The sequence below is a fragment of the Ureibacillus sp. 179-F W5.1 NHS genome (assembly GCF_045369345.1).
Classification (GTDB): domain Bacteria; phylum Bacillota; class Bacilli; order Bacillales_A; family Planococcaceae; genus Ureibacillus; species Ureibacillus halotolerans.
Genome location: NZ_JBIQFG010000002.1, coordinates 66,768 through 90,878 on the forward strand (window position 1 = coordinate 66,768; position 24,111 = coordinate 90,878).

23 protein-coding genes are annotated in these 24,111 nt (G+C 36.1%); 22 read left to right on the forward strand and 1 reads right to left on the reverse strand.

The annotated features are described in order from the left end of the window. Positions 1–15 precede the first annotated feature (15 nt). The 12 genes from hisC (at position 16) to ACH0B5_RS01690 (ending at position 12,175) form a co-directional block, all read left to right on the forward strand. Entirely contained in the window at positions 16–1,116 is a 1,101-nt protein-coding gene (gene hisC / locus ACH0B5_RS01635) for a histidinol-phosphate transaminase (protein WP_122970910.1), read from the forward strand. After that, on the forward strand, positions 1,113–2,210 hold the full coding sequence (locus ACH0B5_RS01640) for a prephenate dehydrogenase (RefSeq protein WP_122970911.1): 1,098 nt from the start codon (positions 1,113–1,115) through the stop codon (positions 2,208–2,210). Before hisC ends, ACH0B5_RS01640 begins: the two co-directional genes overlap by 4 nt. Positions 2,211–2,242: 32 nt before the next feature. Beyond that, positions 2,243–3,544: a 3-phosphoshikimate 1-carboxyvinyltransferase gene (gene aroA, locus ACH0B5_RS01645; RefSeq protein ID WP_122970912.1), complete on the forward strand. Its 1,302-nt coding sequence runs from the start codon at positions 2,243–2,245 to the stop codon at positions 3,542–3,544. 161 nt (positions 3,545–3,705) lie between these two features. Further along, on the forward strand, positions 3,706–4,941 hold the full coding sequence (locus ACH0B5_RS01650) for a tetratricopeptide repeat protein (RefSeq protein ID WP_122970990.1): 1,236 nt from the start codon (positions 3,706–3,708) through the stop codon (positions 4,939–4,941). Between the two features lie 16 nt (positions 4,942–4,957). Beyond that, positions 4,958–5,515 (forward strand): ReoY family proteolytic degradation factor, encoded by a 558-nt coding sequence (locus ACH0B5_RS01655; RefSeq protein ID WP_122970913.1) that lies wholly within the window; start codon positions 4,958–4,960, stop codon positions 5,513–5,515. Positions 5,516–5,704: 189 nt separating this feature from the next. Further along, complete coding sequence (locus ACH0B5_RS01660; protein WP_122970914.1) at positions 5,705–6,154, forward strand: YpiF family protein; 450 nt, start codon at positions 5,705–5,707, stop codon at positions 6,152–6,154. Between the two features lie 154 nt (positions 6,155–6,308). Continuing rightward, the gene (locus ACH0B5_RS01665; RefSeq protein WP_122970915.1) at positions 6,309–6,812 is read left to right on the forward strand and encodes a QcrA and Rieske domain-containing protein; all 504 of its coding nucleotides are present in this window, start codon (positions 6,309–6,311) and stop codon (positions 6,810–6,812) included. 21 nt (positions 6,813–6,833) lie between these two features. After that, the gene (gene qcrB / locus ACH0B5_RS01670; RefSeq protein WP_122970916.1) at positions 6,834–7,508 is read left to right on the forward strand and encodes a menaquinol-cytochrome c reductase cytochrome b subunit; all 675 of its coding nucleotides are present in this window, start codon (positions 6,834–6,836) and stop codon (positions 7,506–7,508) included. 46 nt (positions 7,509–7,554) lie between these two features. Further along, positions 7,555–8,343 carry a menaquinol-cytochrome c reductase cytochrome b/c subunit gene (locus tag ACH0B5_RS01675; RefSeq protein ID WP_122970917.1) on the forward strand — a complete coding sequence of 263 codons (789 nt, stop codon included), beginning with the start codon at positions 7,555–7,557 and terminating at the stop codon, positions 8,341–8,343. Between the two features lie 114 nt (positions 8,344–8,457). Continuing rightward, positions 8,458–9,057, forward strand: a complete 600-nt coding sequence (gene lhaT / locus ACH0B5_RS01680; RefSeq protein ID WP_122970918.1) for a lipoprotein heptaprenylglyceryl N-acetyltransferase LhaT — start codon at positions 8,458–8,460, stop codon at positions 9,055–9,057. Between the two features lie 62 nt (positions 9,058–9,119). Beyond that, positions 9,120–9,794, forward strand: coding sequence for a zinc metallopeptidase (locus tag ACH0B5_RS01685; protein ID WP_122970991.1), 675 nt, complete (start codon positions 9,120–9,122; stop codon positions 9,792–9,794). Positions 9,795–9,973: 179 nt separating this feature from the next. Beyond that, positions 9,974–12,175, forward strand: coding sequence for an outer membrane protein assembly factor BamB family protein (locus ACH0B5_RS01690; RefSeq protein WP_241559267.1), 2,202 nt, complete (start codon positions 9,974–9,976; stop codon positions 12,173–12,175). 63 nt (positions 12,176–12,238) lie between these two features. On the opposite strand, the gene ACH0B5_RS01695 is transcribed toward ACH0B5_RS01690, so the two are convergent. After that, positions 12,239–13,087: a YitT family protein gene (locus ACH0B5_RS01695; RefSeq protein WP_122970919.1), complete on the reverse strand. Its 849-nt coding sequence runs from the start codon at positions 13,085–13,087 to the stop codon at positions 12,239–12,241. Between the two features lie 283 nt (positions 13,088–13,370). Between ACH0B5_RS01695 and ACH0B5_RS01700 the strand changes: the two genes are divergently transcribed. The 10 genes from ACH0B5_RS01700 to dinG all read left to right on the forward strand — a co-directional run bounded on the left by ACH0B5_RS01700 (position 13,371) and on the right by dinG (position 24,094). Continuing rightward, on the forward strand, positions 13,371–13,703 hold the full coding sequence (locus ACH0B5_RS01700; protein WP_122970920.1) for a nucleotide pyrophosphohydrolase: 333 nt from the start codon (positions 13,371–13,373) through the stop codon (positions 13,701–13,703). 2 nt (positions 13,704–13,705) lie between these two features. Continuing rightward, positions 13,706–14,503: a 4-hydroxy-tetrahydrodipicolinate reductase gene (gene dapB, locus ACH0B5_RS01705; RefSeq protein WP_122970921.1), complete on the forward strand. Its 798-nt coding sequence runs from the start codon at positions 13,706–13,708 to the stop codon at positions 14,501–14,503. A 14-nt stretch (positions 14,504–14,517) separates the two neighbouring features. Next, positions 14,518–14,922: a methylglyoxal synthase gene (gene mgsA, locus ACH0B5_RS01710; protein ID WP_122970922.1), complete on the forward strand. Its 405-nt coding sequence runs from the start codon at positions 14,518–14,520 to the stop codon at positions 14,920–14,922. A 202-nt stretch (positions 14,923–15,124) separates the two neighbouring features. After that, on the forward strand, positions 15,125–16,261 hold the full coding sequence (gene bshA / locus ACH0B5_RS01715; RefSeq protein ID WP_122970923.1) for an N-acetyl-alpha-D-glucosaminyl L-malate synthase BshA: 1,137 nt from the start codon (positions 15,125–15,127) through the stop codon (positions 16,259–16,261). Then, positions 16,258–17,442 carry a CCA tRNA nucleotidyltransferase gene (locus ACH0B5_RS01720; protein WP_341362003.1) on the forward strand — a complete coding sequence of 395 codons (1,185 nt, stop codon included), beginning with the start codon at positions 16,258–16,260 and terminating at the stop codon, positions 17,440–17,442. Before bshA ends, ACH0B5_RS01720 begins: the two co-directional genes overlap by 4 nt. Continuing rightward, positions 17,420–18,403: a biotin--[acetyl-CoA-carboxylase] ligase gene (locus ACH0B5_RS01725; RefSeq protein WP_122970925.1), complete on the forward strand. Its 984-nt coding sequence runs from the start codon at positions 17,420–17,422 to the stop codon at positions 18,401–18,403. Before ACH0B5_RS01720 ends, ACH0B5_RS01725 begins: the two co-directional genes overlap by 23 nt. A gap of 495 nt (positions 18,404–18,898) precedes the next feature. Further along, on the forward strand, positions 18,899–19,735 hold the full coding sequence (panB, locus tag ACH0B5_RS01730) for a 3-methyl-2-oxobutanoate hydroxymethyltransferase (RefSeq protein ID WP_341362004.1): 837 nt from the start codon (positions 18,899–18,901) through the stop codon (positions 19,733–19,735). Further along, on the forward strand, positions 19,735–20,598 hold the full coding sequence (gene panC, locus ACH0B5_RS01735) for a pantoate--beta-alanine ligase (protein WP_341362005.1): 864 nt from the start codon (positions 19,735–19,737) through the stop codon (positions 20,596–20,598). Before panB ends, panC begins: the two co-directional genes overlap by 1 nt. Continuing rightward, a complete protein-coding gene (gene panD / locus ACH0B5_RS01740) occupies positions 20,591–20,974 on the forward strand; it encodes an aspartate 1-decarboxylase (protein ID WP_341362006.1) in 384 nt (127 codons plus the stop codon). Before panC ends, panD begins: the two co-directional genes overlap by 8 nt. Before the next feature lie 306 nt (positions 20,975–21,280). Continuing rightward, positions 21,281–24,094, forward strand: coding sequence for an ATP-dependent DNA helicase DinG (gene dinG, locus ACH0B5_RS01745; protein ID WP_341362007.1), 2,814 nt, complete (start codon positions 21,281–21,283; stop codon positions 24,092–24,094). Positions 24,095–24,111: the final 17 nt, after the last annotated feature.

Below are 24,111 nucleotides of genomic sequence, written 5' to 3' on the forward strand. Positions count from 1 at the left end.
AGAGGAGACGTTTATATGAAGTGGAAACAACAAATTTTCGGAATGAAAGCTTACCAACCCGGTAAACCGATGGAAGAAGTGAAAAAAGAGTTTGGCTTAGATGAAGTAGTAAAGCTTGCCTCAAATGAAAATCCTTATGGTTTTTCACCGAAAGTAAAGGCATTTTTAAATAATGAAAATACAAATCATGCGATATATCCGGATGGATATGCACAAAATTTACGTACGGCTGTTGCAAATCATTTAGGAGTTAAAGAAACGGAATTACTATTTGGAAATGGTTCAGACGATATAATAGCAATTATTACCCGTGCCCTTCTATATCCGGGAGTAAACACGGTAATGGCAACCCCTTCCTTCTCCCAATATAGTCATAATGCTGAAATTGAAGGCGCAGAAGTAAGAAAAGTACCTTTAAAAGATGGCAAACATGATTTAAAGGCGATGCTTGAAGCAATTGATGAAAATACTTCCGTCGTTTGGGTATGTAATCCTAACAATCCAACAGGTACGATTGTTCATCATCATGAATTACAAACATTTTTACAAAATGTTCCTCAAGATGTATTAGTCGTTCTCGATGAGGCTTATTTTGAATATGTTGATTCACCGGATTATCAAAATTCCATTCCTTTTATACATGAATATCCTAATATTATTATTTTACGTACATTCTCAAAAGCTTACGGTTTAGCCTCTTTCCGCGTAGGCTATGCCATCGCCAACGAAGAAGTTATTGCAAAACTTGATCCAGTTCGTGCGCCATTTAATAATACAATATTAAGCCATAAAGTAGCGATTGTAGCTTTAGAAGATCAAGAATTTATCCGTTCTTGTAAAGAAAAAAATGAAAATGGGAAAAAGCAATTTGTTCGTTTCTGTGAAAAACATCATTTCCATTACTACCCATCCCAAACAAACTTTATATTATTTGAAGTAAAAGCTGATAGTGATGTTGTATTCAATGAAATGATGAAACGCGGTTTTATTATTCGAAGCGGTAATGCGTTAGAAGCCCCTGGATATATTCGTGTAACAATTGGTACAGAAGAACAAAATGAAAAGTTTTTATCTTTACTTGAAGAAGTGCTGACAGAACAAGGGGTTTTTGCATGACACGTAATGTCTTAGTAATTGGATTAGGGTTAATTGGGGGCTCTATTGCTTTGTCTTGTCAAAAAGCCCCCGATACAAAAGTATTTGGTTACGATTACAATGAAAAGACAAGAGCCCAAGCTGCAAAGTTAAAAATTGTCCATGAAGTAGTGGATGATGTGTTAAAAGCTGCGAGCATGGCAGATATTATTATTTTCGGAACACCTGTCAATGCGACTATTGAATGGTTAGAACAATTAAAAAAATGGCCGTTAAAGAAAAATGTCATTGTAACGGACACAGGAAGTACAAAAGGGTTAATAATGGAAAAAGGGGCAGAGCTTCGTGAATGTGGGATTACCTTTATAGGGGGACATCCTATGGCTGGTTCCCATAAAAGTGGTGTTCAAGCTGCAAAAGCCCATTTATTTGAAAATGCATATTACATGTTAACACCTTTACACAATGAAAAAGAAGATAACATCAATGCATTAGAACAATTATTAAAATTTACTTTAGCGAAATTAGTTAGAGTAGATGCCCATGAACATGATCATATGACAGCAGTTGTTAGTCACTTTCCACATCTCGTGGCAGCTTCCCTTGTTCATCAATTAGATGCAGAACAAAAACGTTACCCGATGACAAGTTTACTCGCTGCTGGTGGTTTTCGTGATATTACGCGCATCGCTTCTTCTAACCCACTAATGTGGAAAGATATTGTACTTCAAAATCGTGAGGAATTACTATCCCAATTAAATTTATGGTTAGCTGAAATGAACCGGGTAAAATCTTTATTGATTGGTCTGGATCAATCGGCAATTGAAGAATATTTTGCAACTGCAAAAGAAGTAAGGGATCAGTTACCCATTTCAACAGGTGTATTCTATTCAACTTACGATTTATATGTCGATATCCCTGACTATCCAGGTGTTATATCAGAGTTAACTGGATATTTAGCTGAAGAAAAAATTAGTATAACGAACATTCGAGTTGTGGAAGCGCGGGAAGACCTTTTCGGTATTTTAGTCATTAGTTTCCAAAATGCAGATGATCGTGATAAAGCTGAAAAATGTATTAGTAAAAAAACAAATTATGAAATGTATGTTTCGTAATCGGCACATTTGTTTCTGAAAGGAGTACTTACATGTCTTCTACAAAAGTTTTAGATAATCAAAACATTCGTCTTCAAGGATCGATTGTTGTACCAGGTGATAAATCAATTTCCCACCGTTCAATTATGTTTGGAGCCATTGCGAAGGGGAAGACAACGGTTAGCGGCTTTCTTCTTGGTGAAGATTGTTTAAGTACGATTGATTGTTTCCGTAAACTAGGTGTGAACATTGAAGTGAACGGCACGGATGTAACCATTCAAAGTGATGGTATGGACAATTGGAAAGAGCCAAAAGAAGTGCTTTATACTGGGAACTCAGGTACAACGACAAGATTAATGCTGGGCATTTTGTCTGGTACGCATTTGCATACCGTCATGACTGGAGATGCTTCCATTGGTAAACGTCCGATGCGACGGGTAACGGACCCACTCCGTTTAATGGGGGCGAAAATTGCCGGTCGTGAAAATGGACAATATACTCCTTTAGCTATTCAAGGAACAAAACTTAAAGCGATTGATTATACGATGCCAGTAGCTAGTGCACAAGTGAAATCAGCCATTCTTTTAGCTGGACTTCGTGCAGAAGGGACAACGATTGTCCGAGAAAAAGAGATTTCCCGGGATCATACTGAACGAATGTTAAAGCAATTTGGCGCTAACATTGAAGTTCAGGAAGGGATTATATCCTTCCAAGGAGGGCAACAATTACAAGCAACCCATGTGAATGTGCCAGGGGACATTTCATCTGCTGCTTTCTTTTTAGTTGCAGGAGCAATTACACCGAATAGTGAAATTACAATGGAAAATGTGGGAGTAAATCCTACTAGAGCAGGTATTTTAGAAGTTTTAGAAAAAATGGGCGCAGATATAACGGTAACGATAGAAGATGAGCATGCTGCTGAACCGACTGCAACGATTACGATACGATCATCGTCTCTTCAAGCTACAACGATTGAAGGAGAGATTATTCCACGACTAATCGATGAAATCCCAATCATTGCCTTATTAGCTACGCAAGCACAAGGAACAACAGTTATTCGTAATGCTGAAGAGCTAAAAGTAAAGGAAACAGATCGGATTACAGCAGTTGTAACAGAGCTAAAAAAACTTGGAGCTAATATTGAAGCGACAGATGATGGCATGGTTATCCATGGACCAACGGCTCTTGGCGGAGGCCAATTACAGTCCTATGGAGACCACCGTATTGGTATGATGTCGGTGGTCGCATCTTTCATTTCTTCGTCACCAATTCAAATAGATGACACAGATTGTATCGCAGTGTCATATCCTTCGTTCTTTGACCATGTTCGTGAGCTAAAAAATGAAATATACTAAAATTAGTCCACTTGATCACTGGATGATTACTATTTATAGTAGGTAGGATCTTCCCGAAAAGGGACAGGTCCTTTTTCTTGTTTCTATTAATTGAGTGCGGTAGCATAGTATATTGACTATGAATAAAAAGGTGAGTAAATTTGACAAATACAACGAATGAAATGATTCAAGCAATACAAAATGGTGATTTACAACAAGTTAATACGTATTTAGAGACGTTTTTGTTAAATGAAAATCCAGAGGTTCAGTATGAAATAGCAGATTTACTTATGCAATTTGGCTATTTACCGGAAGCAAATCGAGTATATGAACATTTACAGTTTTTATTTCCGGATGAAGCACAAGTGGCCATTGATCGAGCTTCCGTCTTAATTGAATTAGGGGAAGAAGATGAAGCGCTGCAATTATTGATGGGTATTGACTCAGAGTCTCCCGAATATCCTCAAAGTTTATTACTACTAGCAGACTATTATCAAATGCAAGGATTATATGAAGTAGCTGAAACACGGATTAATGAGGCATTAGAGTTATTGCCAAACGAACCATTATTACAATTTGCTAAAGCGGAATTATTATTTGAAACGGGACGTTTTACCGAAGCGGCTCGTATTTATGAAGAATTACATGGAAAACAGAGCGAAATAGCTGGGGTAGTACTTGCTGAACGACTGGCGGAGGTTTATCGTTCTGGTGGGGGATATGAAACAGCCCTTGACTATTACATGGAAGCATTAGAAAAGTCTGTAACTCCCGATTTATTATTCGGATCTGCCTATGCCGCTTTTCAATCAGAAAAATATGAACTTGCCATTAAACAATTAGAAGATTTGAAGGAATTGGATATCGATTACTTTAGTGCCTACTTATTATTAGCAGAAAGTTATGCGATGATAGAAGATAACAAAAAAGCACTGAAAATAATTGAAGAAGGTTTAAAACGGGATGAGTATGAAAAATCCTTTTATTTATTTGCCGGCAAGATGGCGCTGAAAAATAATCTTCCAGATAAAGCAATTCAATATTTACAGCAAGCGATTGCTTTAGATACAGAATATATGGAAGCCATTTTAGTGCTAATGTCGATTTATGCAAATCAAGAACGCTTCGGGGAAATTATCGATTTATATGAAGAATTAAAAAACGATGATTTTGACTGGAGCGCTTTATATCCAATAGTTGCAGATGCTTATGCAAAAGATGAGCAGTATGAACGCGCATACGAAATTTACAAGGTAGCATATAATGATTTTAAAGACGAACCGTCGTTTTTAGAAAAATATTGTTATTTCTTGATAGAAGAAGGAAAAAGAGACGAGGCACGTGATATTGTTAATCAATTAATTGCTTTAGAACCTACTGAGCAACAATGGATTGATCTGCTTTACACTCTTGAATAAAAGGAGGGATAGCAAAATGACTTCTTCCGTTCCGATTATAGATAAAAAAACTTTTGTTCGTTGGTTTCTGAAAAATTTCCAATTGAAAAGAAGAGAATGTGTTTGGATTTTAAATTACTTATTAAGTAATGATAACTTGTTGGAAAATATCCACTTTGTTGAAGAAGCCCATTATTGTCCTCGTGCAATCGTTATGTCATCTGTTGATTCAAATGGGGTACCGTTTCGTTTCTACAAAGGGAATATTATGACAAGTGATGCAGAGAAGTCTTTTCATGATTTACGATTACATCCAAATGAAAGCATGTATATCCAATTGAATTTTCCTAACATACCACCAAGTGGCCAGTATTTAGCTGTATTAGAGGAAAATCCTTATATGCCAAAATTTTTACACATTAGTGAAAAGGATCGACTCATTGCAGAAGAAATGTTAAATAATAGCTTGTTGGCTTTCCAAGAAGAAAAGCTGTTAAAAGAAATTGACGATGCATTAGATAAAGGGGATAAAGAAAGATTTTATTCGCTATCCAATTTACTCCAAGCATTAAAACAAACATCAAAAAACTTTTAATTTCTCCCATTCAGCCGTGGAAAATCGGCTGAATGGGAATTAAATTGTTTGGATAAGTTTGGATAATTCGATTAATATTATTTTAGTAAAACGAATACATACATAAAAGAGAGATAGTTTTTATTTTTAGATGATAATTTTTTATTATTTTTGGCAATAGTAAATATTGATATAGATGGAGGAGAAGCAATGTTTTTTAATGTAAATGATGTGCAACAGTTTCAAAGCCAAAAGGATTTTATCGATACGGCTCTCGTACCATTATTATCTCTAGATTTTGAAGAAGGAAAGATGAAGCAAAGTAGTTCGGCAGCAGAATTTTTAATGTCCCTTACTTCTTTTATTGAACAACAATTTAAAGGGCGTTTAATGCTAATCCCGCCATTTTCTTATACAGAGCAAACGAAAAGTGGGTTGAATGTTTCGTTATTAAAAGAGGAACTGAATCAAGCAGGTTTTAAACATGTCCTCTTTATTACAACAGACCATTCATGGACAAGCTTAAATGAGCAAATGGATATTCTATGGTTACCTTCAATTCCATTGGAATTTATGGATAGTGGGGTAAAAAAATCGGTGCTTGAAGAGCAACTTAAACAAGTCATCCCAATACTTTCTACCAAATGGTCTCAAAGTTAGTAAATTGTTTCATTAAATGTTCACAATCTTGTCGAATCTACTGAATGCATTATTGACCAACCTATTTTCTTGATATATCATAGATATGTCCTAGTATTACTATTTGTAAAAGTATGTCCGTTGGACTGACCTTTTAGTTAGAGGGGGGAAAAGGATGAGTAACAATCGAGTTTCAAGACGTCAATTTCTTAACTACACTTTAACTGGTGTTGGTGGATTTATGGCGGCGGGCATTTTAATGCCAATGGTACGTTTTGCAATTGATCCAGCGCTACAAACACATGCAGATGGTGATTTTGTACAAACAAGTACAAAAGTTGCAGATCTTACAGAAGAGCCAGTAAAAGTTGACTTTTCATATGAACAAGTTGATGCTTGGTACAAATCAGAGGTTACTGATACTGCTTGGGTGTATAAAGAAGGAGATAAAATTATCGCTCTTTCACCGGTGTGTAAACATTTAGGATGTACTGTAAACTGGAACAGTGATTCAGCACACCCAAATCAATTCTTCTGTGCATGTCACGGTGGACGTTATGAGAAAACTGGTAAAAATGTTCCGGGTACACCACCATTAGGTCCGTTGGACGAGTATGAAGTATCAGAAAAAGATGGCTTCTTATTGCTTGGGAAAAAAATGGCAAATACTTTAGTTTAATTAGTTAGGGGGTAGACAAGAGTGCTAAATAAAATTTATGATTGGGTCGATGAGCGACTAGATATTACTCCAATTTGGCGTGATATTGCCGACCACGAAGTGCCAGAGCACGTTAACCCTGCACATCACTTTTCAGCATTTGTATACTGTTTCGGCGGTTTAACATTCTTTGTTACTGTTATCCAGATCTTATCCGGTATGTTCTTAACAATGTACTATGTGCCAGACGTAGAAAATGCATGGAAATCAGTTTATTATTTACAAAACGAAGTAGCCTTTGGTGAAATTGTACGTGGTATGCACCACTGGGGAGCTTCATTAGTTATCGTAATGATGTTCTTACATACACTTCGTGTATTCTTCACAGGTTCTTATAAAAAACCTCGTGAGTTAAACTGGATTGTAGGCGTATTAATCTTCTGTGTAATGTTAGGTTTAGGTTTCACAGGATACTTATTACCTTGGGATATGAAAGCGCTATTCGCTACAAAAGTTGGTATCGAGATTGCAGCTTCTGTTCCGTTTATTGGTGAGCTGATTAAAGTTTTACTTGCAGGGGATGCAACAATAATTGGTGCACAAACGTTAACACGTTTCTTCGCTATTCATGTATTCTTCTTACCAGCAGCATTATTTGCATTGCTTGCAGCACACTTTATCATGATTCGTCGTCAAGGTATTTCAGGACCTCTATGATTTAGTTCATTTGAAAGGTCTATGATTTTTTAAAGGAGGGGACACTATGCATCGCGGAAAAGGGATGAAATTCGTAGGTGACTCGCGCGTTAAAGCTAATAACCGTATGGTCAATATGCCTAAAGATTATTCCGAATATCCAGGTAAAACTGAAGCGTTCTGGCCTGATTTCTTATTAAAAGAATGGATGGTTGGTGCCGTTTTCTTAATTGGATATTTATTATTAACTGTCGCACACCCTTCACCACTTGAAGGTCCGGCAGATCCAACTAACGCTTCATATATTCCATTACCAGACTGGTATTTCTTATTCTTATACCAATTATTAAAATATACTTATGCTTCTGGTCCTTACAATATTGTTGGAGCAATTATTATTCCTGGTTTAACTATTGGCGCGTTATTATTAATGCCGTTCTTAGACAAAGGTCCTGAACGTCGACCATCTAAACGTCCATTGCCAACAGCATTTATGTTATTAGCGCTTGCTTCAATGGTTTACTTAACTTGGGAATCTGTAGTTAACCATGACTGGGAAGCTGCAGCAAAACAAGGTGAAATTAAAGAAGAAGTAGATATCGAAATCGATGAAACTGCAGAAGGTTACTTAATCTTCACTGGTGAACAAGGTAAATCTTGTATCGCTTGTCACGGAGCTGACATGCAAGGTGGAGGAGCTGCGCCTCCTTTAGTAGGTAACGAATTAACTGCTGAAGAAGTTGCAGAAGTAATTAAAAATGGTCGTGGTGCAATGCCAGCTGGTCAATTTGCAGGTACGGATGAAGAACTTCAAGTTTTAGCTGAATTTATCGCAAGCTTAAAAGCTGAAGAATAATATTTGTATTTATAAAGAGAGTCGGGAAACTGACTCTCTTCTCTTTTATCTTTTTTACATATAAGCTTCCATGAAAAAAATACATAAAATTTGTCAGACAAAAGGGGATAAGGTATGAAGTCATTGTTAACGCAAGCTTGGTTTCTATTAACTCATCGCTCATTTTTAACATTATTATTCTTTATAAACCTTTTTGGAACAATTTACGGTTATATATGGTATGGGTGGCAATTATCTGTAACGGAGCCTCAATTTTTAATATTTGTACCAGATAGTCCAACAGCGAGTTTATTTTTTTGTATAGCAATCATTGGATGGATTTTTGGAAAACATTTTAAATTAATTGAAGCATTAGCACTCATTACGTTAGTGAAATATGGAGTTTGGGCAGTGGTCATGAATTTACTAACTTTAGGAGAAACGGGATCCATCGGTTTAGCTGGTTGGATGCTTGTTGTTTCCCATGGTTTAATGGCTGTTGAAGGATTACTGTATATGGCGAAATATCGTTTTACGATGATTCATATTGCAATAGCTGCTATTTGGACATTGCATAATGACGTAATTGACTATGTATATGGACAAATGCCGATTTATCGAATATTAGAACAATATTCAAATCATATTGGCTATTTTACTTTTTGGTTATCTATTGTCTGCATTATCATTGCTTATTCTGTATATAATAAGCGTGAATATTTGCATAAGTTATAGTAAATCATTAAAATTATAAATATAGTAAGTTAAAGAAAGGACGAGGGTAATTGACAACAGGGATGTATATAATTTACTTTCTGATTATATTAATTTTACCAATTTATGCACAAATTAAAGTAAAAAACGCCTATAGAAAGTTTTCTCAAGTACCTGCAACGAAAGGTATGACTGGTGCACAGGTTGCTCGTATGATTTTAGACCATCATGGATTATTTGATGTACGGGTAGTACCAACGCAAGGTGTTTTGGCAGACCATTATAACCCGGCGACAAAAACGGTTGCCCTTTCTGAAGATAATTACTACAATTCATCAATCGCAGGAACAGCAGTTGCAGCCCATGAAGTTGGACACGCAATTCAACATAAGGAAGCCTATTCTTTCCTGACTTTACGCTCAAAACTTGTACCAGTAGCAAATATTTCTTCTAATGCATCATGGATTTTTGTTATGATCGGTATTTTTGCTGCAAGTACAAATATGTTGTTGTTAGGTATTGTGTTATTAGCAGCAGGTGTATTATTCCAAATTGTTACTTTACCTGTTGAATTTGATGCTTCTAGACGAGCAATGAATGAAGTGGTTTCACTAGGAATCATTTCAAACAATGAAGAACGTAGTGCGAAAAAAGTATTAAGTGCAGCTGCCATGACATATGTTGCTGCAGCAGCAGTTGCAGTACTTGAGTTACTTCGTTTAGTGTTAATATATACAAACATGAAATCAGAAGATTAAATATAACTTTAATCCAAAATGTAACCGACCTATTATAGGTCGGTTTTTTTATTTATTTTACAAAATATTTTATAACAAATAATATCTATAGACCTAGATTAATAGAATATAGAAATCGTTGGATGTTATGAAAGCGCAACCAAGTGCTTTGCATAAAGGAAAATAAAGGGGGGAGAACAATGAAAATTAGTGGGACGAAAATGATTTTGTTTGGGTTTATAACATTTATTGTTATTATCGGGTTAGCTTATTGGGCAGGGGTGTTATCAAAACAAATTGTAGAGGATGGTAAAGAAGAGGAAAGTGGATTTATTATTGACTCTTCAGATGATAAAGAAAGCAGTGGAAGGGATCCGGGTCAGCCGAATATTAAAGTTAGTTACGCAGAGGATGAATGGCTGACTCATGGGGGTGATTATTACAATCGCCGTTTTTCACAATTAGATCAAATTAATCTTGAAACAATTGGAAATTTAAAGCCTGAATGGGTAACAAGTCTTGGAGCAAGTCTTGATATGAAATATTCAGGTGAAGCAACACCTATCGTAATCGATGGTGTAATGTACATTGCGACGGCAGAAAATGATATTTTAGCCCTTGATGCTAAAACGGGTGGGAAAATTTGGGAATATCGCCCTGAAATTGAACAGAAATTAGACACGGTTTGTTGTGGTTGGACGACTCGGGGAGTAGCTGTAGCAGATGGAAAAGTTTATGCTGGCCTATTAGATGCTAGATTAATAGCTTTAGACCAAAAAACTGGAGAACTTCTTTGGGAGACAGAAGTAGCTGACTGGGAAGAAGGATATACGATTACAAGTGCACCTCTATATTACAACGGCAAAATTTATACAGGTGTTGCTGGTGGGGAATATGGAATTCGTGGACGGATAATGGCCTATGATGCAGAATATGGCCACGAAGTTTGGAGATGGTATTCCATTCCTTCACCATATGAAGAAAATGGTGATACATGGCCAGACGATGAAGATAAAAACTGGCTACATGGTGGAGCACCAATATGGAATACACCAGCAGTGGATCCTGAACTTGGCTATATTTACTTTGTAACCGGAAATACATCACCAGACTTAGATGGAAGTAAAAGGGAAGGAGATAATTTATACGCCAATTCGATTATTGCATTAAATGCAGAAACAGGAGAATACATTTGGCATTTTCAACAAGTCCATCATGATATATGGGATTTAGATCCCACGAACCCGGTTATTTTATTTGATGTAGAAATCAATGGTGAAAAGAGAAAAGCATTAGGTGAAGCTGGGAAAACAGGATGGATTTACTTCTTAGATCGAACAGATGGAACACCATTAATTGGAATTGAAGAAAAGGAAGTACCCCAGTTGGCGGAACAAAAAACATCACCGACACAGCCATTCCCGATTGGAGACTCTTTCGTTCCACAGGAAGTAACGGAGGAAGATGTAGAAAGGGATTTAGCTGATGATTTCGAAGGGAAAATTGGATCCATTTTCACACCGTTCTGGGATGAACCAGTAACGTTAAAACCTTCAGCATTTGGTGGTGCCAATTGGCCACCTTCAGCTTATTCACCTGAAACGGAATATTTTTATGTTTTAGGAACGGATGGATATATTGCTTTATCAAGAATGGATGAAGATATATACGAAGAGGGTGGTATGTACATTGGCAGTATTATGGTACCTGTTTCAGATGCTCCGCAAAGAGGTACCGTTACGGCAATGGATGTAAAAACAAATAAAATTGCTTGGCAAGTTGTTTGGGATGACAATGCCTATTCTGGAGTGCTTGCAACAGCAGGTGATCTCATTTTTGTTGGACATAATGACGGTCGACTCATTGCCTACAATGCTAAAACTGGAGAAGAAGTATGGAGCTATAAAATGGATGCAGGGGCAAATGCACCTTCAGTCACATATGAAATTGATGGGGAACAATATTTATCCATTTTTGCGGCAGGAAACTCATTAGCCGGTTCTGTTCACGGTGATAAAGTATATACGTTTAAAATAGATGGAAAATGGAACGGAACGCCGATTGATGCTTCTGAAAAAAGTTCTGGTGAGAAAGTTGTAACGACGGAACAACCTAAAGAAACAGAACAATCCGATACAACAGGTGATACAACAGATCCTTATGAATTAGGCCTTTCAGTATATGAAGGAAATTGTTTATCTTGCCATGGGAATATGGGGGAAAATGGCCATAATGGTCCGAACTTACAACTAAGTGAGTTTGCCGAAAACTATGAAAATGTAGTGGAAAAGGTTAAAAATGGAGGAGAGGTAATGCCTGCTTTTGGAGAAAATTTAACTGAAGAAGAAATTGAAGCAGTAGCTAAATATGTAAATGAAGTATTAACAAAAGCAGACGAATAAAAAATAAATGGGGTGGCTAGTATGACAGCCATCCCACTTTTCGTTGAGCTTGTAGTGATACGTTTAATCATCTATTTTAAAACCTTCACCCGTTACATCTCTAACATCAATAATTGAAACAAAGGCATTCGGATCAATACTTCGTACAATGGATTTTAGGCGCACAATTTCTCTTGTCGCAACGATACAATACAGCACATCTTTCGATTGTTTTGTATAATGACCGTATCCGTGAAACACTGTAATCCCTCTTTCCATTTTTTCAGAAATGAAGTTGGCAATTTCCTCTGGATGGTTTGATATGATTAATGCGGCCTTTGCTGAATAAGCTCCTTCTTGTACCATATCAATCACCCTTGCTCCGACATACACAGCGACTAATGTGTACATCATAGAGCGAGCATCTAAGAAAGTAGCCCAAGATGCAAGAATTACAAAGGCGTCAAATAGGAACATCGTACGGCCCATGCTCCATCCTAGATACTTGTTGGCAATTCGTGCAATGATGTCTACTCCTCCTGTAGTACCACCACATCGGAAGATAATTCCTAAACCTATACCGACAAAAACACCGGCAAATAAAGAAGCTAATAATAAATCATCCTGTAAATTTAGTTTAAACTGATATACTTGAAACAGTCTTAAAAAGATGGAAACAGCTACGGTACCAATAATTGTATAAATAAATTCGATTCTGCGGAACAATTTCCATCCTATTATAAACATTGGTATATTTAGAATTAAGTTCATAATTGCTGGATCCAAATTTAAAGTGAAGTATAATATTAACGTAATTCCACTAAATCCGCCTTCACCAAGCTCATTTTGCATATTAAAATGGACAAAACCAAAACTATAAATGGCTGCACCAATTATAATTCCGATAATGTTTCGAATATTTAACCCTTTCAAATGTAAACCTCCTACTGTAAGCCAAATAAATTTTCATTTCTAGTAACATGCTGTACGATGTATTTGCATGAACTTGCAAAAGTGGTACACCCTTCAATATTGTGAATGAAAAATTAAAAAGGTGTAATATAGTTTCTACAAGAAAAGCATGATTGGATAACGACCAATAAGTGTGATAAATGAATTTTCCACTGATTGATAGTTTCACCTTATTATGTTGTATTTTTCATCTTTTGACAACCGAGCCTTAAATTATTTACGATGTTAGTAGGAGCGTGTTATGATGACGAGTGAGCTTTCTTTGCAACAATTACAGAAAAAAGTAGATGATTACATAAGTCAATTTAAGGAAGGATATTTTCCTCCCTTTGAAATGATAGCAAGATTAACAGAAGAGTTAGGCGAATTATCTCGAGAAGTTCAAGATGTTTATGGTCATAAAAAGAAAAAGAGTACTGAATCAAAAAATAGTATTGAAGAAGAATTAGGAGACTTTTTCTTTGTATTAGTATGTTTTGCAAACGCACAAGGTATCCAATTAGATGATGCGTTATTAAAAGTATTACATAAATTTGAAACGAGAGATAAAGATCGTTGGACACGAAAGGAAGAGTAACAATGACGATTCGAGTAGCAATTGCTGGAGCAAGAGGAAAAATGGGCTCAGAAGCAGTGAAGACCGTATATAAACGGGATGGGCTAGAACTAGTGGCTGCCTTAGATTATAAACATGTTGGAGAGAGTTTATCTGAACTAGAAATCTTCCCTCCAAATTTGGATGTTCCGATATATACAAACTTAACTCAATTAATCAGTGAAACAATGCCAGATGTATTAATTGATTTAACAAATCCGGACTCTGTGTATGAACATACAAAAGAAGCAATGTTACATAATGTACGAACGGTTGTTGGTACGACAGGCTTTACTGATGAACAATTGGAGGAATTAACAAGCTTAGCGAAAACGAACAAAGTTGGCTGTATTATTGCTCCTAATTTTGCTATCGGTGCTGTTTTAATGATGAAATTTGCAAAGGAAGCAGCAAAATACTTACCCCATGTTGAAATTATTGAATTACACCATGACCGAAAACTCGACGCGCCTTCAGGGACAGGTAAGAAAACAGCTCAAATGATTTCGGAAGTACGAGAGGCTAGAAGACAGGGGCACGAATTCGAAACTGAAACGATGCCTGGTGCAAGAGGTGCAGATTTTGAAGGGATGAGAATTCACTCTGTTCGTTTACCTGGATTAGTTGCCCATCAAGAAGTACTATTTGGTGGAGAAGGGCAAATGCTGACGATCCGTCATGATTCGTATAACCGGGAATCATTCATGGGTGGAGTCGTTTATTGTGTTGAAACTGTGATGACGTTAGAAGAATTAGTTTATGGATTAGAAAACATCCTATAGAATGGAGATTTGAAATGAAAATTGCCCTTATTGCGCACGATCGAAAAAAAGATAGTCTAGTTGAGTTTGCTATTGCATATAAAGAGATATTACAACATCATGACCTTTTTGCAACTGGGACAACGGGACAGCGAATTCATGATGAAGTTGGTTTAAAAGTGACAAGATTTCGTTCAGGTCCATTAGGAGGCGATCAACAAATTGGTGCGATGATTGCTAATAATGATATGGATATGGTATTTTTTTTCCGAGATCCTTTAACTGCACAGCCCCATGAACCAGATGTGACGGCTCTTGTACGTTTATGTGATGTTTACCACATTCCGTTAGCAACGAATATGGGAACAGCTGAAATTTTACTAAAAGGATTACAAGAAGGCTTTGTAGATTGGCGATTAATTCAAGAGAGACGTAAATAAATTCATATTAAGTTACTGATTCTAAAATTTATCTTTAAAATGGTTGTTAATTAGCTGAATATATAGTGAACTTCTGGCGGATGCGACTCTATGTTTATGAAACGAACAATGATGCGCATTAATGAATCTACTCATATTTGATTAATTAATTTGTTTTAGATTAAAGTAATTAAATATTTTGGTTAGAGAGGATGAACGTCGGATGAGAAAATTAAAAATTGGTATTACATGTTATCCAACAGTTGGAGGTTCGGGTGTACTTGCAACAGAACTAGGTAAAATGCTTGCAGAAAGAGGTCATGAAATTCATTTCATTACTTCCAGTGTGCCATTTCGACTGAAGAAAATTTATCCGAACGTATTTTTCCATGAGGTAGAAGTGAGTAATTATTCAGTATTTCAATATTCTCCATATGACATAGCTTTAGCGAGTAAAATGGCCGATGTTATAAAAGAGGAAAAGTTAGATGTATTGCACGTTCATTATGCGATACCCCATGCCGTATGTGCAGTTCTAGCCCGTGAAATGAGCGGTGAAAATATAGGAATTGTAACAACATTACATGGAACTGACATTTCTGTTTTAGGTCAAGATTCGACCATGGCACAAGCGATTCGATACGGTATTAATAAATCCGACATTGTAACGGCTGTTTCAAATTCGTTAAAAGAACAAACTTATGAATTAATTGATTCGACAAAAGAAATTGAAACTGTTTATAATTTTGTCGATGAATCGGTATTTAAACCTATTGATTCAAGTCATTTAAAAGAACAATTTGGCATTCGGCCAGATGAACGGGTTATGATACATGTATCTAACTTCCGGAAAATTAAAAACTTACCAGATATCGTCAATGTATTTTATAAAGTACGTGAACAAATGCCTGCAAAGTTACTTCTTGTTGGTGATGGACCGGAAAAACAACGGGTGATGGATTTAGTGAAGTTATCACCTTATAAACAAGATGTTTTATTTTTAGGAAAACAAGAAAATGTTGCAGAGTTATTTGGTATTAGTGATTTAAAATTATTAATGTCTGAAAAAGAATCCTTTGGTTTAGTTCTTTTAGAAGCAATGGCTTGTGGTGTACCTGGTATTGGCACGAATATTGGTGGAATTCCAGAAGTAATCGACCATGGAGAAAATGGTTACCTTGTAGAACTAGGGGACGTTCACCAAGCTGCCCAGTATGCAATCGAGTTATTACAAGACGAAGAAGAGCTGATTAAGTTCCGTCAAGCAGCAATTAATACGGTACAAACAAAATTTTTAGCTAAACCGATTATTGATCATTATGAACAATTATATGAACGATTGGTGGCACTAAGAGTATGAAAAAAAGTGAGGAATGGCTTGTTGCTTTAAAGGTCATTGACAAAATTGAGAAGGCTGGATTTGATGCGGTCATTGTAGGTGGAGCCGTACGAGACTACTTACTAAATAAAAGTGTTAATGATGTAGATGTGGCAACAAGTGCATTACCTTCTGAAGTAAAGGAAATTTTTTCATCTACCGTTGATGTTGGAATTGATCATGGTACGGTTTTAGTTCTAGATGAAGGGCAACCTGTTGAAGTAACTACATTTCGTACTGAAGGTACATACACAGACTACAGAAGACCAGAAGAAGTAACATTTGTACGTACTTTACAAGAGGATCTCGAACGACGCGACTTTACCATTAATGCAATGGCCATATTAAAAAATGGTACGATTATTGATTTATTCGGCGGTCAAGAGGATATTGAAAAGAAAGTTATTCGAGCAGTAGGAGATCCGAATGTACGATTTCGAGAAGATGCTTTGAGAATGTTAAGAGCGATTCGATTTAGCGCTCAACTCGGATTTACGATTGAGGAAAAAACATTAAAAGCAATTCAAATTGATAGTGATTTAATTGATTTTATTGCCAAAGAACGAATTACAATGGAAATGGCAAAAATATGGAAAAGTGACTATGTATATGAAGGATTAAAATGGCTCGTTGTAAGTAAATTAGCCCACTATTTAGTTGGAAATTTTAAAAATCAACTGAAAAGTTGGAAGGAATTTCGATCGAATAAGCCGGAAGTTGGTTGGGCTTATTTGTGTTTGTTAAATCGAAAGGACATTCAACATATTTTTGATTTTTACCGATTGTCGAAAAAAGAAAAAACATTTATTCGAGATGTTTTAAATTTATATGACGCATTGTTACAAAAGTGGACATTAATGGATTATTTTTCAAATGAACTATTAGTTTTAGAAACTGCCTACGATTTCGCTATATGGCAACATCATTCCGTTCCCTTTTCAAAAGAGGATATTGCAAAAGTAAAAGAAAACTTGCCAATTCAAAAAGTGGATGAACTGGCAATCAACGGAAACCATCTTATCAATTGGACCGATAAAAAAAGAGGACCATGGATTAAAGTGGCACTTGATGCAGCACTAATAGCGGTTTTAAATAGATATGTGGAAAATGAAGAAGAGAAACTGAAGGAATGGTTCTTAAATGACTTTATCGATGAAAGATGAAATATTAAAACGTTTTTTATCTGCTAATGGTGAGCCCATTAGTGGGCAACGATTAGCAGATGATTTAGGTATTTCTCGAACGGCAATATGGAAACATTTACAGACGTTACAAGAGGAAGGCTATACATTTGAAACGATAAAGAAAAAGGGATACGTTTTAATGACAAAGCCAGACAAAGTGGAAGCACCAAGAGTAACAGCGTTTTTAAAGACTGAACGCTTCGGTCAAACCATTCATTATTTAGAAGAATGTACGTCAACCCAAACAATTGCCTATGAATTAGCGCGGAATGGGGCAAAGGATGGAACATTAGTAATCGCAGAGACGCAAACAATGGGGAAAGGGCGAATGAGCCGTCCTTGGGAGTCGACGAAAGGAAAAGGGATTTGGATGACGATTATTATTCGTCCAGATATTTTACCTCATCAAGCTCCCCAGTTTACATTGGTGGCTGCAGTTTCCATTGTCAATGCGATGAAATCCCTTTGTCATCAATTTAGTCCTTATATTAAATGGCCAAATGATATTTTAATCAATGGACGTAAATGTACAGGAATATTAACGGAAATGATTGCTGAAATGGATCGAGTTCAATGCCTTTTAATAGGGATGGGCATTAATGTAAATCAAGAACTTTCTGATTTTCCGGAGGAGCTTCATCCAATCGCCACATCTTTGAGAATTGAAGAAAAGAAACCTTTGAACCGGGCTGAACTTGTTGGAACTATATTAAATTATTTAGAGAAGTATTGTGACCTTTATGTGAAAGATGGATTTGCCCCAATTAAACTATTATGGGAAGAAGCTTCTGGAACAATCGGTAAAAGAATTAGAGCAACAACGTTAACAGAAGTTATTGAAGGTAAAGCGATTGGTATTACGGAATCGGGTGTATTAGAAATTCAATTGGATAACGGGGAAATTAAAAACGTTTATTCAGCAGACATTGAATTAAAATAACCTTTTTAAAGAGAATGTTTTCCTTCTCCATAAAAAATTTTACCCTTATTTGTAGTGGATTACTTCAACTATGAATGAGGGTTTTATTTTTCTTACAAATGGAATTTTTGCTATACCTTTTCGTCAAAACTTGTTATAGTAGCGGTAAGGACAGTATCGATATAGAACTGTACCTTAAAACATGTTTAAATACTAAAAAAGATCTGCCTTGATCTGGAAAGACAGGGACGGAAGAAAACAATGCGTTGAATTATTGAATTATACTGATTTAGGTATAAATTCACACAAATCAGTATAAAAAATGCATCTGAAGTAGATGTATTTGATCGATAACGCTATCCTTCTGTCCATTTTTAGACAGAAGGATATTTTTATGTTGATAAAAGATTCGTTGACTCAATTATCAGCATAAGAAAAACATCGTATCGTCATTAATGGCGTTCAAAAGTGTTTTTCGACTTGTTTTCTTCTTTTAAAAAAGGAGGAGAAAAAGTAATGAAAAGTACAAATGATTTTTTGAAGATGAAGTCACAAGGTGAAAAAATTGTGATGATTACGGCGTATGACTACCCATCTGCCAAATTTTCAGAAGAAGCTGAAGTCGATATGATTTTAGTTGGTGACTCTTTAGGGATGGTTGTTCTCGGTTATGATTCTACCATTCCTGTGACAGTGGAAGATATGATTCATCATGCAAAGGCGGTGCGACGAGGTGCTCCAAATACCTTTGTTGTAGTCGATATGCCCTTTGGTTCTTACCATGGTGATGTAAATGAAACGTTAAAAACAGCCGTGAGAATGATGCAAGAAACGGGAGCAGATGCATTAAAGCTAGAGGGCGCTGGTGACGTAGCCAAAGCTATTGGGAAATTAACAAGTGTAGGGATACCAGTAGTTGCCCATTTAGGATTGCAACCTCAACTTGTAGGCGTACTTGGCGGCTATAAAGTACAAGGGAAATCAGCGGAACAGGCGTTAAAATTAATGAAAGAAGCGAAAGAATGCGAGGCTGCTGGTGCATGTGCGGTTGTTCTTGAATGTATCCCTTATCAATTAACAGAGGAAGTTTCAAAGGAATTAAGCATTCCTACGATTGGTATTGGAGCAGGTCCAACTGCTGACGGTCAAGTGCTCGTTCATCATGATTTATTATGTTATGGAAAACATCATATTCCTAAATTTGTTGAAAGTTTTGCCTTCGTAGGAGATGAAGTCGAAAAAGGAATAAAAGGCTATAAAAAAGCTGTAAAAGAAGGTTCGTTTCCGACCGTTGCCCATAGTTTTACGATGAAGGAAGAAGAATTATCGCAAATTTATGGGGGCGTCAAGTAATGGAAGTTGTAACGAAAATTGTCCAGTTAAAATCCATTGTGAGTCGGGTAAAAGGGGAAGGAAAAACGATTGGTCTTGTACCAACAATGGGTTACTTGCATGAAGGCCATCTAACTTTGGCAAAAGAAGCTAGAAAAGAAAATGATTTTGTCGTTATGAGCATTTTTGTTAATCCAACCCAATTTGGTCCAAACGAAGATTTTCTATCTTATCCTAGAGATTTAGAACGCGATAAAAGATTAGCAGAGTCAGCTAGTGTGGATGTCATTTTTGCTCCGTCGGTAGAAGAAATGTATCCGACAAATGGAGGGATTTCTATCCATGCTGGTAGACAATCGGAAATTTTATGTGGAGCATCCCGACCAGGGCATTTTGATGGTGTACTGCAAGTTGTAACGAAGTTGTTCCATTTAGCAGAACCAAATCGAGCATACTTTGGACAAAAGGATGCCCAACAAGTCGCGATCGTTCAAACGTTAGTAAGGGATTATAATTTTCCTTTAGAAATTCGGACTGTTCCAATTGTAAGGGAAGAAGACGGATTGGCAAAATCTTCTCGTAATGTTTATTTATCAAAATTAGAGAGAGAAGAAGCACCAGCTATTTATGAAGCATTGCAAATAGCAAAAGAAACATTTCTTTCTTCTTATCATGTGAAAATGGCCTTAGATGAAGCTAAAGCATACATTTTAAGTAAAACAACCGGGGAAATCGATTACTTAGAGCTATTATCTTATCCAGATTTACAGCCAGTTACTGAAGACACAAAGCAGTTTTTACTAGCTACAGCTGTCTATATTGGTAAAACAAGACTCATTGACAATATTATTTTTTCTATAGAAGGGGAAACAGCAAATGTTTAGAATGATGATGAATAGTAAAATCCATCGGGCACAAGTAACACAAGCAGATTTGAATTATGTCGGCTCTATTACAATTGACGAGGACATTCTTGATGCGGTTGGCATGCTTCCAAATGAAAAGGTTCATGTAGTGAATAATAATAACGGAGCCCGTTTTGAAACTTATATTATTGCAGGAGAGCGTGGAAGCGGGGTTATTTGCGTGAACGGAGCAGCCGCAAGACTCGTTCAAAAGGGTGATATTGTCATTATCATTTCTTATGTTTTTGTGACAGATGAAGAAGCAAAGGATCACCAGCCAACAGTGGCGATTATGGGCGATAATAATACGATAAAAGAAATGATTTCCTATGAACCAGAAGCGACAATAAAATAAAATTTTACTTGTTATTCTCTTTAATACCATATAATATATATAGAAGGTGCCAAACCTAGTAAAGTATATACTTTACAACCAAAGTACTCATTACGACACGGATTTGTCGGAGTACTTTGTTTTTATGAGCAGGGAGATGAGCCCCTGCTCTTTTTCATTTCCAATAAAAGATAAAAATGAACAATTTGTCTCAAAGGTCCATGTGACTTTTGAGATTTTTTTCGTTTCTGTATTACAATAACATGACCGGTTGACAGTACATATGATAAAATTCGCTTATAATTATTTAAATTGTGAGTTGAGAAAATGATGGAAAGTCAGAAATATGCAATTGTTGATATCGAGACAACTGGACATTCCCAAGCAAATGGGGACCGAATGATTCAAATAGCAATTGTCATTATGAAAGATTGGTGTATTGAGAAGACTTTTACATCATTCATTCATCCTGGGAAGTCAATCCCACTATTTATTCAAGATTTAACAAACATAACAGATGATGACGTAAAAGATGCATTACCTTTTGAGGCTCATGCAGATACGATATATGAATTGATACAAGATGCTATTTTTGTTGCCCATAATACCGATTTTGATCTTTCCTTTTTACAAGGGGAGTTTAAACGAGTCGGATTGCCGAAATGGAATGGAAAGAAAATTGATACGGTTGAGCTGGCAAAAATTTTATTTCCCTCGGCTTTAAGCTACAAACTAGGAGATTTAGCAGCAGAATTAAATATTCCTTTAACTAATGCACATCGGGCAGATGATGATGCTAAGGCATGTGCCTTTCTGTTAAAAACATGTTGGGAAGAACTTTTAGTTTTGCCTCTTTCGACTTTAGAACAAATGCATAAAAAGTCCTTTCGATTAAAATCGAATTTATCCCAATTGTTTTTTGAAGCATTGCAAATCCGTCGAAGTACTGTCTCGAACGAAGATGACTTTATTTATTATAAAAAATTGGCTTTAAAGAAACCGTACGCCACTAATAAGAAGATACGCCATCAAATTGATTTTCCTGCCACGAGCGCGGAAAAAAGTACATTATTTAAAAAAGCGCTGTCGCATTTTGAAGAACGACCGAAACAATATCAAATGATGGATATCATTTGGGAACATTTAAATAACAAATCTGAAGTGATGATTGAAGCATCAACAGGTATTGGGAAAACGATTGGTTATTTAATTCCTTCAATCATCTATGCTAAACAAAACAATCGAAAAGTATGTATTAGTACGTACACGACCTACTTACTTGAACAATTATTAAGTAGTGAAATTCCAAAGGTAGAAAAAATTCTAGGCTGTCCAATTAACGTAACGTTATTAAAGGGGCGGAGAAATTATGTAGATGTTGTTGTGTTTGAACAATTAATGAAAAGTAATGATTTATCTTACGACGAAACATTAACAACCCTTCAAGTACTTGTATGGTTATCAAAGACCGAAACAGGAGATTTATCCGAATTAAATTGTTCCGGTGGAGGTCAACTGTTCATCGATAAAATTCGTAAAAATGCAGAATATGGAAAGAAAAAACAGCTTTTTGATTATTATGATCGAGCGATTCAAGAAAGCGAACATGCAGATTTAATTATTACAAACCATTCGATGTTATTAGCAGATCTTGTACGTCATGAACCAGTTTTTAATCAAATTGATGCTTGGATAATCGATGAAGCCCATCAATTTGTGCAAGCTGCTATACAACGGGATCAAGCAATCTTTTCCTATACGAATTGGAAATATTTATTTGGTCAAATCGGTTATGCTTCTGATCATCAGTTATTTTCTATCTTTCAAAAAATTGCATTGAAAAAACAAAGGGTTCCGTTAACTTATTTCCAACAATTAGAGAAGAAATTTATGCAGATGGTTGAATTATTTGATAAAACAATACAAGAAATTCTATATCATATGCAAAAAACGTCATTACCTTCCAAGTTTGAATCAAAACAAATTGCCTTTGTACACAATGTCTTAACAAATCGTGAAACGATGAATAACTTTTCGATTGCCTTGCAAGGTTGGGTTGATTTAGCTGAGCAAATATCTGTCATGTTCAAAAAGGATATCGAACAAATTGCTCCAGAACATCAATTAATATTAGAGCAGTGGGACTTTTTCGTTCGCGAATATAAAATGAAGGCAACGGAATGGGATGAAATTTTCCTACAAACTGATAACGATTATACGGCTTGGATTGAAATTGATCGAAGAAATTTACCTGGTAGTATTCGTGTGCTCAAAAAACCTATTAGTATAACTGCAACCATTCAACAATTATTTGAGTCTATACGAAAGACTTCTGCTGTTATTTGGACTTCTGGAACTTTAACTGTTCCAAAAAACGAACGTTTTATTGCGAATCAATTAGGAATTGATGAAAGGGTACCAATGATCGTTTTGCAGGCACCAGCCTCTTATTATAAAGGGGCAAAAGCATATGTTGTAAACGATATGCCAGATATTCAATCGGTGTCCCAAACGGATTATATTGAATCGGTAGCTCTAGCTATTACGAGAATTGTCCGAGCTACAGAAGGAAGATGTTTTGTTCTTTTCACATCACAAGATATGTTAAAAAAGACGGTAGAGCTAATTCAAGAAAGTGAATTGCTCTATGACTATATGCTGTTTGCCCAAGGCGTAACAAGTGGTAGCCGTATGCGCTTATTAAAGTCGTTCCAAAAGTTCAGCCATTCGGTGTTATTTGGAACAAATAGCTTTTGGGAAGGTGTAGATGTTCCAGGGGATGGTCTATCGTCCGTTGTTATTGTCCGCTTACCTTTTTCAGCACCAGAGGAACCAACTTTTAAAGCGAAATCGATTAGTCTACAACAACAAGGTCGAAATGCTTTTACTGAATTATCATTGCCGGAAGCGATATTACGATTTAAACAAGGTTTCGGTAGATTAATAAGAGCGTCGCAAGATAAGGGCGTATTTGTTGTGTTAGATAGAAGAATTGACACAAAATCGTATGGAGTAGAATTTTTACGTGCATTACCGCAAATTTCTGTTAATAAACTACCTCTACAAGATATGGTTTTAGAGATAGAACATTGGTATAATAACAAAGATGGGAAAAGAAAGCAGGTTGACAAAAATGAATAATAAAACTGTACAAATTT

Coding starts and splice junctions, on each gene's coding strand:
- hisC (WP_122970910.1), top strand. CDS start 16: ATGAAGTGGAAACAACAAATTTTCGGAATGAAAGCTTACCAACCCGGT.
- ACH0B5_RS01640 (WP_122970911.1), top strand. CDS start 1,113: ATGACACGTAATGTCTTAGTAATTGGATTAGGGTTAATTGGGGGCTCT.
- aroA (WP_122970912.1), top strand. CDS start 2,243: ATGTCTTCTACAAAAGTTTTAGATAATCAAAACATTCGTCTTCAAGGA.
- ACH0B5_RS01650 (WP_122970990.1), top strand. CDS start 3,706: ATGATTCAAGCAATACAAAATGGTGATTTACAACAAGTTAATACGTAT.
- ACH0B5_RS01655 (WP_122970913.1), top strand. CDS start 4,958: ATGACTTCTTCCGTTCCGATTATAGATAAAAAAACTTTTGTTCGTTGG.
- ACH0B5_RS01660 (WP_122970914.1), top strand. CDS start 5,705: ATGTTTTTTAATGTAAATGATGTGCAACAGTTTCAAAGCCAAAAGGAT.
- ACH0B5_RS01665 (WP_122970915.1), top strand. CDS start 6,309: ATGAGTAACAATCGAGTTTCAAGACGTCAATTTCTTAACTACACTTTA.
- ACH0B5_RS01675 (WP_122970917.1), top strand. CDS start 7,555: ATGCATCGCGGAAAAGGGATGAAATTCGTAGGTGACTCGCGCGTTAAA.
- lhaT (WP_122970918.1), top strand. CDS start 8,458: ATGAAGTCATTGTTAACGCAAGCTTGGTTTCTATTAACTCATCGCTCA.
- ACH0B5_RS01685 (WP_122970991.1), top strand. CDS start 9,120: ATGTATATAATTTACTTTCTGATTATATTAATTTTACCAATTTATGCA.
- ACH0B5_RS01690 (WP_241559267.1), top strand. CDS start 9,974: ATGAAAATTAGTGGGACGAAAATGATTTTGTTTGGGTTTATAACATTT.
- ACH0B5_RS01700 (WP_122970920.1), top strand. CDS start 13,371: ATGACGAGTGAGCTTTCTTTGCAACAATTACAGAAAAAAGTAGATGAT.
- dapB (WP_122970921.1), top strand. CDS start 13,706: ATGACGATTCGAGTAGCAATTGCTGGAGCAAGAGGAAAAATGGGCTCA.
- mgsA (WP_122970922.1), top strand. CDS start 14,518: ATGAAAATTGCCCTTATTGCGCACGATCGAAAAAAAGATAGTCTAGTT.
- bshA (WP_122970923.1), top strand. CDS start 15,125: ATGAGAAAATTAAAAATTGGTATTACATGTTATCCAACAGTTGGAGGT.
- ACH0B5_RS01720 (WP_341362003.1), top strand. CDS start 16,258: ATGAAAAAAAGTGAGGAATGGCTTGTTGCTTTAAAGGTCATTGACAAA.
- ACH0B5_RS01725 (WP_122970925.1), top strand. CDS start 17,420: ATGACTTTATCGATGAAAGATGAAATATTAAAACGTTTTTTATCTGCT.
- panB (WP_341362004.1), top strand. CDS start 18,899: ATGAAAAGTACAAATGATTTTTTGAAGATGAAGTCACAAGGTGAAAAA.
- panC (WP_341362005.1), top strand. CDS start 19,735: ATGGAAGTTGTAACGAAAATTGTCCAGTTAAAATCCATTGTGAGTCGG.
- panD (WP_341362006.1), top strand. CDS start 20,591: ATGTTTAGAATGATGATGAATAGTAAAATCCATCGGGCACAAGTAACA.
- dinG (WP_341362007.1), top strand. CDS start 21,281: ATGATGGAAAGTCAGAAATATGCAATTGTTGATATCGAGACAACTGGA.